Genomic DNA, 16,325 nt, shown 5'->3' on the forward strand with positions numbered 1-16,325 from the left:
CGAAGCGCTCAGAACAAGCTCCCCTGCGCATCGTCGACAGCGCGCGGCTTGGCGGTCTTTCGACCCGTCTCCCGCGCGGGCGTTGCCTCTTGCTCCGTCACAGATTCATGCAAACCCGCATCGTCATTCTCGACCTTGTTGACGCGGGAGCTGACGGGAAACATCTCCAACCACTCGTTCGGACATGGACGAACGAGGCGCATGGCGGTCTTGACGTCGACATTGTCGCTGTCGAGCCACGCCTTCAATTCGTCGCGGGAGAGAATGACGGGCATTCGGTCGTGAACAGCGGACATGACGCCATTTGCATCCGTCGTCACAAGAGCCGCCGTGTCGATCTCACCGCCGGACGGGTCACTATAGGTTTCCCACAATCCGGCCATCGGCATCGGTTCGCGGCTTTTCATGCGCGTGAGAAAGGGCTGCTTGTCTTGGCCCACCCGCCGCCATTCATAAAAGCCGTCCACCAGAAAGATGCAGCGTCGCCGTGTCATCGCGGCCTTGAAGGTCGGCTTTTCCAATAGCGTCTCGCCGCGCGCGTTGATCACCAGCGGAAAAGCTTTGGGATCCTTCGTCCAGGAAGGTAGAAAGCCCCAGCGCACGAGCCTGAAATGCCGCTGACCTTTCTCCTCGTGGACAATCGGCACCGGCTGCGTGGGGGCCACGTTGTAGCGCGCCGGGAAATTCGGCTGTTCGCGATAGTCGAAGAATTCCCGATAAGCCTCGGGCGCAAGCGTGATGGCGTAACGGCCGCACATGTCTCAGAGCCAGCGCTTCCAACGGAAGAACAGATAGGGCAACACCGCCGCGAGGATCATCAATCCGATGGCGAGCGGATAGCCGAAATGCCACTGCAATTCGGGCATCACCTGAAAGTTCATGCCGTAGATCGAAGCCACCAGCGTCGGCGGCAGGAAGATCACCGCCATCACCGAGAAGAGCTTGATGATGTCGTTCTGCTCGATGGTGACGAGACCGAGCGTCGCATCCAAAAGAAACTGCACTTTGTTGGAGAGGAACGTGGCGTGTTCCTCGATCGACTGCACGTCGCGAATAGCCGTGCGCCATTCGGCGCGGTAGCTGTGTGGACGCTGCGGGCGCGGCATGCTCGACGACAAGAACAGCAGCATCCGCTCGACTGACGCCATGCTCTCCCGCACGTTGGAAATCACATCGCCTTTTCGGCCAATGGATTTGAGCGCGGCGCGGAACGTGGCGCCGCGTCGCGCGCCCTGACGCTCGCCCTCGAAGATAGAGCGCGACAACCTGTCGATGCGCTTTCCGACCAGCCCGAGAATTTCGGCGGCGCGGTCGATGATCGTCTCGATCAAGCCGTCGAGCACCGCTTCCGGCTGATGGCCACACCCGCCCGGCCTGACCGCCCGCGCCATGAACATGGAAAAGGAGCGCGGCTCGTCGTAGCGCACGGTGATCAGCGCCTTTTCCGTCAGAATGAAAGACACGTCCGCGAGTCTCGGCTGATCGGTATCGGAACTGCACAGGACGCGGGCGGTCATGTAGCGCGCGCCCTTCTCATGATAGAGAATTTCGGACGGCTCGATATCCGCCATTTCCTCGCGCGTCGGGATCTCGATGCCGAGATATTGCTCGACCAGCCGCTCTTCTTCCACAGTCGGTTCGATCAGGTCGATCCACAGGGCATCTTGAGGAATGTCTTCACCCGGCCGCCAGATGTGGCGGTCTAAGGCCTCGTCCGTGGCCTGCGCCCGTTCGGCCGGTTTATGGATGAGAATCATGACAATCTCCAAAGAGCCTGCTCGGAGAATGTTGTAGCGGTAAGTTACGACGATTGGGAGGGCGGTTTTGAATCGTCCGGCACAAAGAAGTCGGGCATGAGCCGGACCGAGGGATCGACCCGGTACTTCTCGAAATCGGTCACGCCCTCGGCCGCCAGGAAAGTGTCGTCGATCAGGAACTGCCCCGTGAATTCCCGGGACGGCTTCAGGAAAATGGCATGAGCGGCATCGGCCAGGATCTCCGGCGTCCGGCTCGCCTGCACGATCCGGTCTCCACCGAGAAGGTTCTGAACGGCGCTCGTGGCAATGGTCGTGCGCGGCCAGAGCGCGTTGACGGCAATGCCCTTCCCCCGCAACTCGCCGGCAAGGCCCAACACGCACAGGCTCATGCCGTATTTTGCGAGCGAATAGGCCAGATGCGGCGCGAACCACTTTTCCTTGAAGTCGAGCGGCGGCGAGAGCATCAGAATATGTGGATTCGCCGCCTTTTCCAGATGCGGGATCGCATATTTCGAGACCATGTAGGTGCCGCGCGTGTTGATCTGATGCATCAGATCGAAGCGCTTCATGTCGGTTTGGGGTGTATTGGTGAGGCTGATGGCGCTCGCATTGTTCACCACAATATCGAGACTGCCGAAGGTTTCGACGGCATTCGCGATAGCACCCTTCACCGCCTCTTCGTCGCGCACATCGACGAGAAGCGGAAGTGCATTGCCGCCGGCCGCTTCGATTTCCTCTGCCGCCGTGTAGATCGTGCCCGGCAGTTTCGGATGCGGCTCGGCCGTCTTCGCCGCGATCACCACATTCGCGCCGTCCTTTGCCGCGCGAAGGCCGATGGCGAGACCGATGCCGCGTGAAGCACCGGTGATGAAGATCGTCTTTCCTTGAAGGTTCATGACATCAGCTCGCTAGCGCCAAAGAGGCATCGTTCACGAAGCCGGATCCACCGAGCACTTTCTCTTCCAGAGACTTTGCTTCGACAACGATGTTCTCCGCAAAAAAACGACAGAGCGCGATGCGTCCGTGGTGCGCTGGATTCTCGTCGCCGCTCTTCAGCATGTGGTTGGAGACAAGCGCCGCATCGGCGAGAGCAACGCCGCCCTGCGCCAACCCGAAAAGCCGCAAATACGGCGTCGCACCAGCCAGCGCATCGTTCGGAGCATTGGCGGAACCGGCCTTCAGCAAATAACTTGTCGCGCGATCCAAGCTTTCGACGGCATCGCGCAGACGCGCCGTCGTCGCACCGAATGCGGGCGTCGCGTCCTTCAGTAACCGCGTCACCGTTGCGCGCATGGAGGCGATCTGCGCGCGTACGGTCTCGCCATTGGAAAGCGGCAATTTGCGCATGACGAGATCAATGGCCTGAATGCCATTGGTACCTTCATAAATCGGCAGAATTCGCGCGTCGCGCAAATGTTGCGCTGCGCCCGTTTCCTCGATGAACCCCATGCCGCCATGAACCTGAATTCCAAGAGACGCCACATCGACGGCGGCGTCGGTGGAAAACGCCTTCGCAACGGGTGTCAGCAGCGATGCCTGTTCGTTCGCACGTGCGCGATGACCGGCATCCTCCGCACGATGCGAACGGTCGATGGCCGCCGCCGTCAAAAAGCAGATCGAGCGCGCTGCGGCGGTCAGAACCTTCATGGTGAGCAGATTGCGCTGCACATCGGGATGTTCGATGATCGGGCTCATCTCGGTTGCGCCCACCGCGCGCCCTTGACGTCGATCCCTCGCATAGCCAAGCGCCTGCTGATAGGCACGCTCTGCCAGGGCGACACCCTGAATACCTACGGCAAGCCGCGCATTGTTCATCATCGTGAACATGCAGGCGAGCCCGCGATTTTCTTCGCCCACAAGCCAACCGATGGCGCCGCCGTGATCGCCGAAAATCATGGTGCAGGTGGGCGAGCCATGAATGCCGAGCTTGTGTTCGAGACCGCTGCAACGCAGATCGTTGCGCGTGCCATCGGGCAGGATTTTCGGGACGAGAAACAGCGATATACCGCGCGTTCCGGCAGGAGCATCGGGCAGACGCGCGAGGACGAGATGGACGATATTGTCCGTCAGATCGTGCTCGCCATACGTGATGAAGATTTTTTGGCCCGAGATCCTGTAGGTACCGTCACCAACGCGCTCGGCCCGCGTGCGAAGTGCACCGAGATCCGACCCCGCCTGCGGTTCGGTGAGATTCATCGTCGCGGTCCACTCGCCCGTGACGAGCTTTTCGAGATAGCGCCCTTTCAGCTCCTCGGAACCATGCGTGACGAGTGCCTCAATGCTGCCCATGGTGAGGATCGGCCCGATGCCGAAAGCGGCGCAAGCGGAATTCCAGATTTCGACGCAACCGGAATTGAGCAGCGTCGGCAACCCCTGACCGCCATATTCCGTCGGGCCGGTGATCGAACTCCAACCGACCTCGGTCCAGGCCTTGTAGGTTTCCTTCCAACCCGGCGCCGTGGTCACGACTCCATCGCGCAGTTGCGCGCCGTGCATATCGCCAACTCGATTGAGCGGTCCGATGATATCGCTTCCGAAGCGTCCCGCCTCCTCGATCACGGCAACAGCGAGATCCGGGCTCAGATCGCCATAAAGCCCCTCCTCGGCCGCTCGGTCGAGACCTGCCACATGCCGCATGATAAAGAGGATGTCGGCGACTGGAGCGCGATAGCTCATCGATCCCTCCCGGAATCAGGGGATTATCCGTTGTTGACGCGTGGCGACGCGCGGTTAAACCCGTCTCGGCAAAGTCCGGCTGCCGACGAGCGAGGATAGTTTAGGCGTGAACGATCAGGGGTCAATGGCTCAAACCGAGCTTCTCCAGGCCGACGAAGCCGGGATCGCGCGCGCCGCGGCGATCCTGCGCGAGGGCGGCCTCGTGGCGTTCCCGACCGAGACGGTGTACGGGCTGGGCGCCGATGCAACCAATGCCGATGCCGTCGCGGGAATCTATGCTGCCAAGGAGCGCCCGAGCTTCAACCCGCTGATTGCCCATGTGGCGGATTTTGAGGCTGCCCAGATCCAGGGCATCTTCGATGAGACGGCCAGAACGCTGGCCGAGGCTTTCTGGCCGGGTCCGCTCACCCTCGTTGTGCCGGTGGCCAAGACCTGCACCGTGTCGGACCTCGCCCGTGCAGGTCTCGACAGCGTGGGCCTACGCGTGCCGGCTCACCCTCTGGCACACGCGCTCCTCATCGAAGCCAGCCGCCCCATCGCCGCTCCTTCCGCCAACCGATCAGGGCGTGTAAGCCCGACCAATGCCGACCATGTTTTGAGCGATCTCGACAGGCGCATCGATGCCGTTCTGGATGGCGGAAGCACGCAAGTCGGTGTGGAATCGACCATCATCGCCTGTCTCGGCGACGCGCCTCGCCTGCTCCGCCCCGGTGGCGTGCCGCGCGAAGCAGTTGAAGAATTGATCGGAAGGAAGCTCGAGGCGACCTCGGCGGAGGCGGAAAATCCCCTCGCACCGGGAATGCTTGCCTCCCACTACGCGCCGCATGCGCGGGTAAGGCTCAACGCGACGCTGATCGAACGGGGCGAAGCCGCCCTGCTGTTTGGAGGCAGCGTTCCGAGCGGCCTCGATGGCGCAAGGGCCGCTTTGAACTTAAGCGAAAACGGCGACCCCAAGGAGGCCGCCGCTCATCTCTTCTCGTACTTAAGACAACTCGACGCCTCGGGAGCTGCCGTGATCGCCGTCGCACCCGTTCCCGAAACAGGCCTTGGAGAGGCCATCAACGACCGCCTGAAACGGGCTGCGGCGGAGCGGTAATTGCATGCTCGTTGGAGCACGCTATTACCGTTCTCGTGATCAAAAGCATGATCAGAACAAGTGGCAACCGGTTGTTCGCCCGGATCATGCGGCCTCAAAGAAGAATCTAAAGTTGATCATGTTTCAATCTGAAACGATCAAACTCTAGAAGCTTACGTAGGGAACAGTTCGAGCGCAGCACTCGCGGCGTAAACCGGACGTGCTGTTGTCCTGGAGGAAGGCTTCGCGCGCGGCGTCGCGACTTTTGCGGAGACTTGCCGAGGCCGCCGGTGGTAAACCGGGTTTTGTGCAGCCAATTTCGCCGCGATCTGAGCAACATGCCGACCCTGGAACCGGGCGCCGTCGAGTTCGACCTGACTCGGCTGGCGGGAGCCGTCGCTGCCAGTGATGGTCGTCGCGCCATAGGGCGAGCAACCCAACACCTCATCGATGCCCATCTGTCCCTGGAAGCTGTAAGGCAGACCAACGGGTACCATGCCGTGATGCATCAGGACGGTGAGGAAAGAAAGGATGGTGGCTTCCTGGCCGCCATGTTGCGAACCGCTGGAGGAAAAGACCGCACCGACTTTGCCGACCAGCTTACCCTGCATCCAAAGGCTGCTGGTCCGGTCAAGAAAGTTCTTCATCTGCGACGACATCATGCCGAAGTAGGTCGGAGTGCCGAAGATAATGGCATCGTAATCGGCAAGCTCTTCGACGGTCGCGACCGGGACATTATGGTGGAGTTTGCAATGCGATCGCGAAGGCGCATCCTCTGACATGAGCTCCGGGACGCATTTCACTGCGACCTGAGCCCCTGTCTCACGGACCCCTTCCGCCACGGCATCCGCCATCTGCTCGATGTGCCCCCAGGATGAATAATAAAGAACCAAAACTTTTGTCATGTGCTGCCCCTCTACCAATGCTGTCACAGGATCTTGGCCCCCAGGCGCACGCCCCGTTAACAGATTGTTTACAAATGAACGTTATCTCGTTCATGACGTTGCGCTACCGGTAAAAACGCAAGCGACACTTGAAATATTGCAACAACGTTTCACTTTCCCGCAGAGACGTCGCAGACCATGAAATTATATATGTATTTCAATGAGATATGGCATCAGACCGAAGGCTGAATCTCACCTTTCAAGGGTATTCAGGGTTTTTGCTATCAGGTCCGACACCGTCGAAAGGCTCGTTTGATAGGAGCCCGTCAGCCACGGCAACGGTGCCCATGCCGCAGAGCGAGCAGCCCTTCATTTTCGTCGATACCCATCTGCCGCTGGAAAAATTACGGCAGGCCAACGATGACGAAAATCGAAAGGGAGCCTCGGACTGAAGACCGAAACTACCCCTTTCCGGCGCCTCTCCCAAGAAGACGCCGCCGAAAAGTCTTTTCAGACCGTTTATATGATCAGCTTACTTCGCAGCGAGCTTGGTCGCGATCTGGGCGACGTGCTTGCCTTGATAACGAGCACCTTCGAGTTCAACCTTGCTAGGTTGACGCGAACCGTCCGCTGCCGCGATGGTGGATGCGCCATACGGCGAGTTGCCCATGACTTCGCTGACACCCATCTGGCCCTGGAAGGCATAAGGCAACCCGACGACCACGAAGCCCAGATGCAACAGCACTGGAACGGTCGTGAGAATGGTCGATTCCTGGCCGCCATGCTGTGTCGCGGACGACGTGAAGACCGAGCCGACCTTGCCGACCAGGCTTCCATTGGCCCATAGAGCGCCGGTCTGATCGAGGAAGTTCTTCATCTGCGCGGTCATGTTACCGAAGCGTGTCGGCGTGCCGATAAGGATGGCATCATATTCCGGCAGCTCATTGACCGTCGCAATCGGCGCCTTCTGATCGAGCTTGTAGTGCGCACTCTTCGCGACATCCTCCGGAACCAGCTCGGGAACGCGTTTCACCACGACCTCCGCACCTGCCTCGCGCGCGCCCTCGGCAACAGCATAGGCCATCTGCTCGATGTGGCCCCAGGTGGAATAATAAAGAACAAGAACTTTAGCCATGTGATCTCCAATCGTGCCGTATGTCCCTGAGGGGAGCGATGCGCCTTCACGTTAGGAAACGCTAATCTTTCCCTTCTGCAAATTAAATGGTAGCCTCGCAGGAATATATTTGCGCGGATGCAAGATGACCCGGTTTCCAAATCTCGCTTGGGACGATTTCCGGCTCGTGAAAGTAATCGCCGAGGCCAATGGCCTGACCGGCGCGGCGGAGCGGCTGAGCGTCAATCACTCGACGATCTTTCGCCGCCTCGGCCAAATGGAGGAAGGTCTCGGCGTCAAGCTCTTCGAGCGCTACCGCACGGGCTATGTGCTGACCCCCGCCGGCGAGGAGATGACCGCCCTCGCCGAGCAGATGGAGGAGAATGTCGCCACCTTCGCCCGTAAGCTCGCGGGGCAGGCCGTCGCTCCCGCTGGAGAGTTGCGGGTAACAACGAACGACAGCCTTCTCGTCCACCTCCTGACACCGCTCTTTGCGCGGTTCAGCAAGACCTATCCCGATTTGCGACTGGATGTGGTTCTCGCCAACCAGGCTCTCAATCTCTCGAAACGAGACGCCGACGTGGCGATCAGGGCGACCGATACGCCTCCCGAGACGCTGGTCGGGCGCCGCGTGGCCACTATCGCGTGGGCTGTCTATGGACGCAAAGTCGATTTCCCGCATCCGGATCGTGTCGATCTCTCGATGCTGTATGACCGGGCATGGGTAACGCTCGGAGACAATCTCGCGAATCTCAAGGCGGCACGCTTCGTACGCGAACACGTGGTTCCGGAGAAGATCGCCTACAAGGTCAATACGGTCCTCGGCCTGTCCGAAGCGGTTGAAGAAGGTGTCGGCATTGGTCCGTTACCCTGCTTCATCGCGAACGCAAGCCCGGACCTCGTCCGCCTCACGCCACCGGAGCCCGAATTTTCAGCAGGCCTCTGGCTTCTGACCCATCCCGACTTGCGTCAATCGGCGCGCGTTCGCGTCTTCATGGATTTCATGGCAACCGAAATCACCAAGCAGCGCCGCACCATCGAGGGCACCGTCTAGAAGCATGATCAGAGCCAGTGGAAACCGCTTGTTCGCCCGGATCATGCGGCGTCGAAAGAATCGAGAGTTTCAATCTAAAACGATCAAACTCTAGCGACGCCGTCTACTCCGCAGGCTGAAGCGCCGGAACACGCTCGACCGGCTTCTCCTTGATTGGCAGATTGATCAGCGCCGAGATAATTCCGAGCGCGACAGAGAGCCACCAGACCAGCGTGTAGTTGCCGTAGATCTCATAGAACATGCCCCCGAGCAAAACGCCGAGGAAGCCGCCGACCTGGTGCGAGAAGAAGGCAAAGCCATACAGCATCGCCATGTAGCGCGTGCCGAACATCAGCATGACGAGCGACGATGTGGGAGGCACGGTCGAGAGCCAGAGCAAGCCGATCGAAACGCCGAAGGCGATGGAGGTGAAGGGCGTTGCAGGGAGCAGGATGAAGACAGCAATCGCGACCGAACGACCGAGATAAATCCAGGCGAGAAGCCACCGCTTTGACATTCGCGTGGAAAGCCAACCCGACGAGAGCGATCCGAACGCATTTGCGAGGCCGATGACCGCCAGCGTCCAGCCGCCGACGGAGGCCGACAGACCAGCATCACGGATATAAGCCGGCAGATGCGCGGTGATGAAGGCGAGCTGGAAACCGCAGGTGAAAAAGCCGAGCACGAGCAGCACGTAAGAGCGGTGACGAAACGCTTCCGTCAGAGCCTGTTTGATCGATTGACCCGGAACGGACGCCGTTCCGGGAGAGGCATCCGAGGCGGGCTTCGTCGCAAGAGCGAGCGAGAGTGGCAGCACGAGAAGAACGCTTGCGGCAAAGATGATCAATGCTTGATGCCAGCCGAGCGTATCGATCAGCACATTGCCGATGGGCGGGAAAAGAAACTGACCGAAGGAGCCCGCCGCCGTGCCTGCACCGAAAGCCATCGGCCGCCATTCGTCCGGCAGCAGCTTGCTGAACGCGCCGAGCACAAGATTGAACGAACATCCCGACAGGCCGAAGCCGATCAGCACGCCCGCCCCGAGGGTCATGCTCCCGGGCGTTGAGGCATAAGCCATGACCACGAGGCCCACCGCATAGAGCACGGCGCCCACGGATAGAACACGCAAGGAGCCATAGCGGTCGGCGATAGCGCCTGCGAAAGGCTGACCCACCCCCCACAGCAGATTCTGCACGGCAATAGCCAGGCTGAAGACCTCACGGCCCCAGCCAAACTCCGCCGTCATCGGAATCTGGAACAATCCCGCCGAAGCGCGCGGCCCGAAGGTAATGAGCGCGACGAGGCAACCGGCGAGAACGATGAATTGAGGCGAGACGCGGCGAGAAGCGGTCATGGGTCAAATCTCTGATCAGGCCACGAGACTAGTCCATTCTCGCATGAGAACAAAACGCGTATTCGTAATCGTCGCCATAAACATTGGTTATAGGAAAGCGCCCGCGAGCGAAGGGCTTATCGACGTTTGCGAGCGCGCTCGGGAAGTGAAATCCAACTTTTCTGAAAGGATCGTACGAAGCCCAAAATTTAAATGCGGATCGTGTTTCAACGAGACACGGTCAACCGAACTTGCACTAAACAGCTATTACGTCTGTCCCGGCCGCAACTTATAGAAGATGTGCCGCCCGATCACGTCCATTTTTTTCAAACGCCGCGCCCAGTACGGCTTCACGTAGTCCGCGTGATAATGGGTCGAGCCACCGACTTCGGCGAGGTAAGTGCGGCCTTCGAGCACTTCGCTTGCCACCCGTTTGGCGGTTTCCCAGGATTCGGGCTCGGTAACGCGAAGCGCCTTGCCTTCGCAGGCGAAGGTGAACTGGCAGGCCAGGTGGCGGTGGCGGTTTTGATAGACTACGCCGCAGATCGAGGCGGGGTAGAGCCCGCTCTTCACGCGATTCAGCACGACTTGCGCGACGGCCGCCTGCCCCGATTCCGGCTCACTGCGGGCCTCGAAATAGACCGCCTCGGCGAGGCAGCGCTGCTCTTTGCTGAGATTGTCCGGGTCGATCAGATCGGCATAACGCGGCCGCTCGTCGTCGCTCTTGTTGACGATGGAGGTATCCACAGTGCCGTGACGGTCGAGTTTCGAGACGGGCGCGGCCGCGATCTCGACGGGCGTCGCGTCCAAAGGCGCAGGCGTGGTCGAGGAGAGCGCGATCGCGCGCGACACGTTTGGCGTCCTGGTGCTCGCAGCTGCGCCTGTCGAACCGGCGGCGGCAGCGACGGGAGACTGGACCGAGGTTGCCTGACGGGTCGTCGTCAGTTCCGGTGCCTGCCAGGGCTCGAAACGCTCCTGTTCGAGAGACGGCGCTTCGAGTTTACCCGACATGAGGATCGTCGGCGGCAGCAGGCGCTCGTCGCGACTGAAGAAGACACGCGTACCGGCGGGACCGAAATGCGCGACATCCGCCTTCGCCTGTCGCGACAGATTCGGCCCGAGCGCGATAGCGGGGTCGCCCTTGCGCGTACGCTCGACGGTTGGGTAAGCGACCGCGCCGGGTTTCAACACATGGCGTGGGGGCACATTCGCAAGCCGGCTGTCGTCCGGCAGATCGTAACGCGGGATATTTCTCAGGATAGCGCTGCTCAAGGTCCAGCGTCCGACATCGGATGCGGCACCGGCCAGCGGCACGAGATTATTCGCCTCCGCGAGATAGGCCACCGCGCTGCGGTTCGCGGCACTCACGCCGGAATGAGCATCGTTACGGGCGGAGGCCGTGAACGACACGAGAAGACCCGCTGCCAGCACCCAGGGGGCGACTGTTGCGCAGATCCATCTCATTCGCGATCGACGATACCGAAGACGCACGCGACACACCCAACTCACGAGGCCGTGGATCTCTCTTCAGCGGGAGATCCAGTTGGGTATCGTTATCGCTCAGTATGGTTGACGGAGGATTAAGACCTGCCACCTCGTGCAGGAGTGCTCGTTGCGAGTTCACGCAAGAAATCGCCGGTCTGCGCATCCGCAGGAAAAAACGTTTCGAGTGCGAGTTCCGACAGGCTGATATCCAGGGGTGTTCCGAACAATGTCGTCGTGCTGATCAATGACAGGCTATGACCGCCGACCTGCAATTTCAGAGGCACAATGACGCCCCCATACTCCTCTTTGGCAATCCCCCTGCCCTTCGGCTGCGGGTAACCGCTAAGTTCCGTCATGAGATCGACCAGAACCGGGTCGGCGGAAAGATCGATCTGCCGGCGCAGACGGATGAAGAGATGCACGCGCCATTCCGCGAGATTGAGAATGCGCGGTGCGAGTCCGCGTGGATGCAAGCTCAGGCGAAGGACGTTCACCGGTGGAGAAAGCAGCGATGCGTCGATGTCGGTAAGCAATCGCGGCAGCGCGGCATTCGCCGCGATCATGTTCCAATGCCGATCGATGGCGAGCGCCGGATAGGGCTCATGGCCGGTGAGTACGAGATCGACGGCCTTGCGCGCGGCGCTCAACACAGGATCGTCGAGCGACCGCTCCGGGAAGACAGGCGCGTAGCCAGCGGCAACGAGAAGGAGATTCTGATCGCGAAGGGGAATATCCAGATGCTCGGCGAGGCGTAGAACCATCTCGCGGCTCGGCACCGAGCGTCCCGTTTCAAGAAAACTCAGGTGCCGCGCGGAAATCTCGGCATCGCCGGCGAGATCGAGCTGGCTGAGGCGTCGACGCTGCCGCCATTCACGCAGGTGATCTCCGACAGGGCGTACGGTTGTGGTCATGCCGCGACGATAACAGGCTTTCGCGGCATTCCTATTACCTCTCACGTAATCGACTTGCGTCTCGCGACGGCAAAGATGAGGGCAGGCACCGAACGCATGAGGTTGTTGTTCGGAAGCGCCGATCTCGTTTCACAGGAGTTCGTCATGTCGATCATTCCCGCTCCCTTCCTCCGCCAGGCCTTGATGGCCGATGCCACGACAAGCGCCGCGTGCGGCGTACTGATGGCTCTTGGGGCCGCTTTCCTTGAACCGATGCTTGGACTCCCGGCGCAGCTTCTGCGCACCTCGGGTGTAATCCTGTTACCCTACGCAGCGCTGCTCGCCTATCTCGCCATGCGCGAAACTGTGCCGCGCGTTGCAGTCTGGGCGATCATTCTCGGCAATGTCTTGTGGGCCGCCGACAGTGCTCTGCTTCTGGCAAGCGGGTGGATCGCACCGACAAATGCCGGCTACACCTTTGTCCTCGCTCAGGCAGTTGTCGTTCTCATGTATGCCGAATTGCAATTCATCGGTCTGCGCAGATCGACGGCCATCGCCGCATAAAGGCATCGATGAAGCGAGCCTGCGTCATCACCGGACGCAGGCTCCATCAGATTTGGTCAGCGGCTCTTGCCGTCGAAGGGCGTGATGTTGAGCGTCGCGCGGTCGAACTCTTCAAGGCAGCGCACATTGATCGCCGCCATCGCCTCGCCGGTCGGCATCTTGCCTTCACCGAACGGCGCGCAGCCGCACGTCTTACAGAAGCGATGCTGGACCGTGTGCGAGTTGAATGTGTACGTGGCGAGTTCGTCCTCGCCACGTATCACGTTCAGTGCCGCACGCGGCACGAAGGTGAGAAGGTAACCCTTGCGAGAGCAAATGGAGCAATTGCATTCGATTACCTGTTCAAGGTTGGTCTCAACCTCGATCGCCACTTTTCCGCAATGGCATGAACCCTTGTGCATCGTGAACTCCTTCAGGATGTGAATGCCGATCTCGCGATGACGATGAGGCTGGCCGGGAGAATACCGGCAAGCCGTTCCTCCATCGTCAACGGCTTAAATCTAACGCGCGACGAGAGGTTGAGCACGAGTTCGAACATGAAAGACACGGCGAACGGCCAGACGAAAGGTGGCAAGAATGCATCCTCCCATGCAGGCCGGGCCATGAGGACCGCCGCGATCAGGAAACCGGACGCGATCATCGTGGAGACGTAGACGACCCCGATACGAGACAGCTTCATGGATCGCCTTATGCCTGGCTCGCAGCCTTGTTCCCGAGCGCGGCCTGCGCTGCGGCGAGGCGTGCGATCGGAACGCGGTAGGGAGAGCAGGAAACGTAGTCGAGTTTCGCGCCCTCGCAGAAGAGGATCGAAGCCGGATCGCCGCCATGTTCGCCGCAGATGCCGAGCTTGATATTGTTTCGCGTCGCCTTGCCGCGCTCCGCGGCAATCTTGATCAATTCGCCGACGCCTTCCTGGTCGAGCGTCACGAACGGGTCGTGCGAGAGAATGCCCTTTTGCGTGTAAGGACCAAGGAACGACGCTGCATCGTCGCGCGAGATACCGAGTGCGGTCTGCGTCAGGTCGTTGGTGCCGAACGAGAAGAACTCGGCGCTTTGGGCAATATCACCGGCACGCAGAGCAGCGCGCGGCAACTCGATCATCGTACCGACCTGATACTCGATCTTGACTCCACGCTCCTTCGCCACCGCATCCGCCATGGCGTCGATGCGCGCCTTCACGAGATCGAGTTCCGCCTTCGTCATAACGAGCGGCACCATCACCTCAGGCACGACAGGCTTGCCGGTCGCCTTGGCGGCTTCCACCGCCGCCTCGAAGATGGCGCGGGCCTGCATTTCGGCGATCTCCGGATAAGCGATGGCGAGACGCACGCCACGGAAGCCAAGCATCGGGTTGAACTCGTGGAGTTCCGCCGCGCGGCGCTTCAGCTTCTCCGGGGATGTATTCATGGCTTTCGCCACCTCCTGCATCTCCTCGTCCGTATGCGGCAAGAATTCGTGCAGCGGCGGATCGAGCAGGCGGATCGTCACCGGCAGACCGCTCATGATCGTGAACAATTCGACGAAGTCGGCGCGCTGCATCGGCAGCAATTTCGCCAAGGCCGCGCGACGGCCCGCCTCGTCGTCAGAGAGGATCATCTCGCGCACCGCCACGATGCGATCGCCCTCAAAGAACATGTGCTCCGTGCGGCACAGGCCAATGCCCTCCGCTCCAAAAGTGCGTGCTGTCTTGGCGTCGAGTGGCGTCTCCGCATTGGCACGCACTTTCATGCGGCGCACCTTATCGGCCCAGCCCATAAGCGTCGCGAACTCGCCCGACAGTTCCGGCTGCAGCATTTTCACCTGGCCGAGCAGCACCTGTCCATTGCCGCCGTCGACGGTGATGATGTCGCCTTTGCTCAGCGTCTGACCGGCAACACTCAAAGTCTGCGCCGCGTAGTCGACACGAATAGAGCCTGCACCGGAGACGCAGGGTTTGCCCATGCCGCGCGCTACCACCGCCGCGTGTGAAGTCATGCCACCGCGGGTGGTCAGAATGCCTTCCGCCGCATGCATGCCGTGGATGTCCTCGGGCGAAGTCTCCACACGTACAAGAATGACCTTGCGGCCCGCCTTCTTCGCTGCTTCCGCGTCATCGGAGGAGAACACGATTTCGCCGCAGGCCGCGCCCGGCGATGCGGGCAGGCCCGTCGCGACCACCTTGCGATCGGCTTTTGGATCGATGGTCGGATGCAGGAGCTGATCGAGCGCCGCTGGCTCAACGCGGGTCACCGCCTCTTCCTGCGTGATCAGGCATTCATTCGCCAATTCCACCGCAATGCGGAGCGCGGCTTTCGCCGTGCGCTTGCCGTTGCGGGTCTGGAGCATCCAGAGCTTGCCCTTCTCGACCGTGAATTCCATGTCCTGCATGTCACGGTAATGCTTTTCGAGAATACCGTAGATGCGCACCAGCTCATGATACGCGTCGGGCATCGCACGTTCCATCGAGGGCTTGTCGGAGCCCGATCCGATACGTGCCTTCTCGGTGATGTCCTGCGGCGTGCGGATGCCCGCCACCACATCTTCGCCCTGCGCGTTGATGAGGAACTCCCCGTAGAGTTCGCTCTCGCCCGTGGATGGGTTGCGTGTGAACGCGACGCCCGTCGCCGAGGTCTCACCCATATTGCCGAACACCATGGCCTGCACGTTCACCGCCGTGCCCCAGCTCGCCGGAATATCGTGCAACTCGCGATACTTCTTCGCGCGGGCATTCATCCACGAGCCGAACACCGCGCCGATGGCGCCCCAGAGCTGCTCCTGCGGATCCTGCGGGAAGGGCTTACCCAGCTCCTTCTCGACGATGGCCTTGTAGCGCGGCAGCAGCGCCTTCCAATCGTCGGCGGTCATATCCGTGTCGAGGGTATAGCCCTTGCGGTCTTTGTACGCGTCGAGAGCTTCCTCGAAATGATGATGTTCGATGTCGAGCACGACATTGGAATACATCGTGATGAAGCGACGGTACGAGTCGTAGGCGAAACGCTCATCACCCGCGCCTTTCGCAAGCGCCTGGACGGTCAGGTCGTTGAGGCCGAGATTGAGCACCGTATCCATCATGCCGGGCATCGACGCCCGTGCGCCGGAGCGCACGGATACCAGAAGCGGCGTCTCCGCATCGCCGAACGTGCGCCCCGTCAAGCGCCCGATAAAAGCCAGCGCTTTCTCCACCTGCCCCGTCAGTTCGGTCGGATAGGTCTCGCCATGATCGTAATAGTAGGTGCAGACTTCCGTGGTGATCGTAAAACCGGGCGGTACCGGCAGTCCCAGATTGGACATTTCGGCGAGGTTGGCGCCCTTGCCACCCAGCAGGTTCTTCATCCCTGCCTCGCCTTCCGCACGACCGTCTCCGAAGGAATACACCCACTGCGTCATCGTTCGACCTTTTGGCTTATGCCTGCACCCGCACAGGTGAAGGCTTTAAGCATCCTGAACCAAAACGCAACATGAACAGCCAAGGTTCCTCCGTTTAAATGCCACATCGAAGACCCGAAAAGTCCTTTCAAAATAAGCTCTTTTTTAC

Annotated in this window: 14 protein-coding genes and 1 pseudogene; 3 read left to right on the forward strand and 12 right to left on the reverse strand. The window is 60.5% G+C overall.

Annotated elements, in window-relative coordinates; translation table 11 throughout:
* Positions 1–8: 8 nt before the first annotated feature.
* Genes AB4072_RS02645 through AB4072_RS02660 form a run of 4 tightly spaced genes read right to left on the reverse strand, consistent with a single transcriptional unit; the run spans position 9 to position 4,433 of the window.
* Entirely contained in the window at positions 9–758 is a 750-nt protein-coding gene (locus AB4072_RS02645) for an SOS response-associated peptidase (protein WP_441965349.1), read from the reverse strand.
* A 3-nt stretch (positions 759–761) separates the two neighbouring features.
* Positions 762–1,757, reverse strand: a complete 996-nt coding sequence (locus tag AB4072_RS02650) for a magnesium transporter CorA family protein (protein WP_441965350.1) — start codon at positions 1,755–1,757, stop codon at positions 762–764.
* Between the two features lie 44 nt (positions 1,758–1,801).
* Positions 1,802–2,653 carry an SDR family oxidoreductase gene (locus AB4072_RS02655; protein WP_441965351.1) on the reverse strand — a complete coding sequence of 284 codons (852 nt, stop codon included), beginning with the start codon at positions 2,651–2,653 and terminating at the stop codon, positions 1,802–1,804.
* 4 nt (positions 2,654–2,657) lie between these two features.
* Entirely contained in the window at positions 2,658–4,433 is a 1,776-nt protein-coding gene (locus AB4072_RS02660) for an acyl-CoA dehydrogenase (protein ID WP_441965352.1), read from the reverse strand.
* Positions 4,434–4,539: 106 nt separating this feature from the next.
* Between AB4072_RS02660 and AB4072_RS02665 the strand changes: the two genes are divergently transcribed.
* Positions 4,540–5,529, forward strand: a complete 990-nt coding sequence (locus AB4072_RS02665) for an L-threonylcarbamoyladenylate synthase (RefSeq protein ID WP_441965353.1) — start codon at positions 4,540–4,542, stop codon at positions 5,527–5,529.
* Positions 5,530–5,819: 290 nt separating this feature from the next.
* Here AB4072_RS02665 and wrbA (AB4072_RS02670) read toward each other — a convergent pair.
* Together wrbA (AB4072_RS02670) and wrbA (AB4072_RS02675) are read right to left on the reverse strand one after the other, a co-directional pair.
* Positions 5,820–6,413 (reverse strand): annotated as a pseudogene (wrbA, locus tag AB4072_RS02670) (NAD(P)H:quinone oxidoreductase); the annotation flags it as partial.
* Positions 6,414–6,924: 511 nt separating this feature from the next.
* Positions 6,925–7,527 carry an NAD(P)H:quinone oxidoreductase gene (gene wrbA / locus AB4072_RS02675; RefSeq protein WP_441965354.1) on the reverse strand — a complete coding sequence of 201 codons (603 nt, stop codon included), beginning with the start codon at positions 7,525–7,527 and terminating at the stop codon, positions 6,925–6,927.
* Positions 7,528–7,651: 124 nt separating this feature from the next.
* Here wrbA (AB4072_RS02675) and AB4072_RS02680 point away from each other — a divergent pair, with 124 nt between their 5' ends.
* A complete protein-coding gene (locus AB4072_RS02680; protein ID WP_441965355.1) occupies positions 7,652–8,560 on the forward strand; it encodes a LysR family transcriptional regulator in 909 nt (302 codons plus the stop codon).
* Between the two features lie 103 nt (positions 8,561–8,663).
* Here AB4072_RS02680 and AB4072_RS02685 read toward each other — a convergent pair whose 3' ends face one another.
* From AB4072_RS02685 to AB4072_RS02695, 3 genes are all read right to left on the reverse strand, one after another.
* The gene (locus AB4072_RS02685; RefSeq protein ID WP_441965356.1) at positions 8,664–9,893 is read right to left on the reverse strand and encodes an MFS transporter; all 1,230 of its coding nucleotides are present in this window, start codon (positions 9,891–9,893) and stop codon (positions 8,664–8,666) included.
* A 246-nt stretch (positions 9,894–10,139) separates the two neighbouring features.
* Positions 10,140–11,336 (reverse strand): cell wall hydrolase, encoded by a 1,197-nt coding sequence (locus AB4072_RS02690; RefSeq protein ID WP_441965357.1) that lies wholly within the window; start codon positions 11,334–11,336, stop codon positions 10,140–10,142.
* A gap of 116 nt (positions 11,337–11,452) precedes the next feature.
* The gene (locus tag AB4072_RS02695; RefSeq protein WP_441965718.1) at positions 11,453–12,268 is read right to left on the reverse strand and encodes a helix-turn-helix domain-containing protein; all 816 of its coding nucleotides are present in this window, start codon (positions 12,266–12,268) and stop codon (positions 11,453–11,455) included.
* 144 nt (positions 12,269–12,412) lie between these two features.
* On the opposite strand from AB4072_RS02695, the gene AB4072_RS02700 reads away from it, so the two are divergent.
* Complete coding sequence (locus AB4072_RS02700; RefSeq protein WP_441965358.1) at positions 12,413–12,811, forward strand: hypothetical protein; 399 nt, start codon at positions 12,413–12,415, stop codon at positions 12,809–12,811.
* A 56-nt stretch (positions 12,812–12,867) separates the two neighbouring features.
* On the opposite strand, the gene AB4072_RS02705 is transcribed toward AB4072_RS02700, so the two are convergent.
* From AB4072_RS02705 to ppdK, 3 genes are read right to left on the reverse strand one after another with little or no spacing between them, the layout of a single operon-like run.
* Positions 12,868–13,212 carry a GFA family protein gene (locus tag AB4072_RS02705; protein ID WP_441965359.1) on the reverse strand — a complete coding sequence of 115 codons (345 nt, stop codon included), beginning with the start codon at positions 13,210–13,212 and terminating at the stop codon, positions 12,868–12,870.
* 11 nt (positions 13,213–13,223) lie between these two features.
* The gene (locus AB4072_RS02710) at positions 13,224–13,490 is read right to left on the reverse strand and encodes a hypothetical protein (RefSeq protein WP_441965360.1); all 267 of its coding nucleotides are present in this window, start codon (positions 13,488–13,490) and stop codon (positions 13,224–13,226) included.
* Positions 13,491–13,498: 8 nt separating this feature from the next.
* Entirely contained in the window at positions 13,499–16,177 is a 2,679-nt protein-coding gene (gene ppdK / locus AB4072_RS02715) for a pyruvate, phosphate dikinase (protein WP_441965361.1), read from the reverse strand.
* Between the last annotated feature and the right edge of the window lie 148 nt (positions 16,178–16,325).

Source organism: Microvirga sp. 2MCAF38, from assembly GCF_052115485.1.
In the GTDB taxonomy this organism is placed as follows: Bacteria; Pseudomonadota; Alphaproteobacteria; order Rhizobiales; family Beijerinckiaceae; genus Microvirga.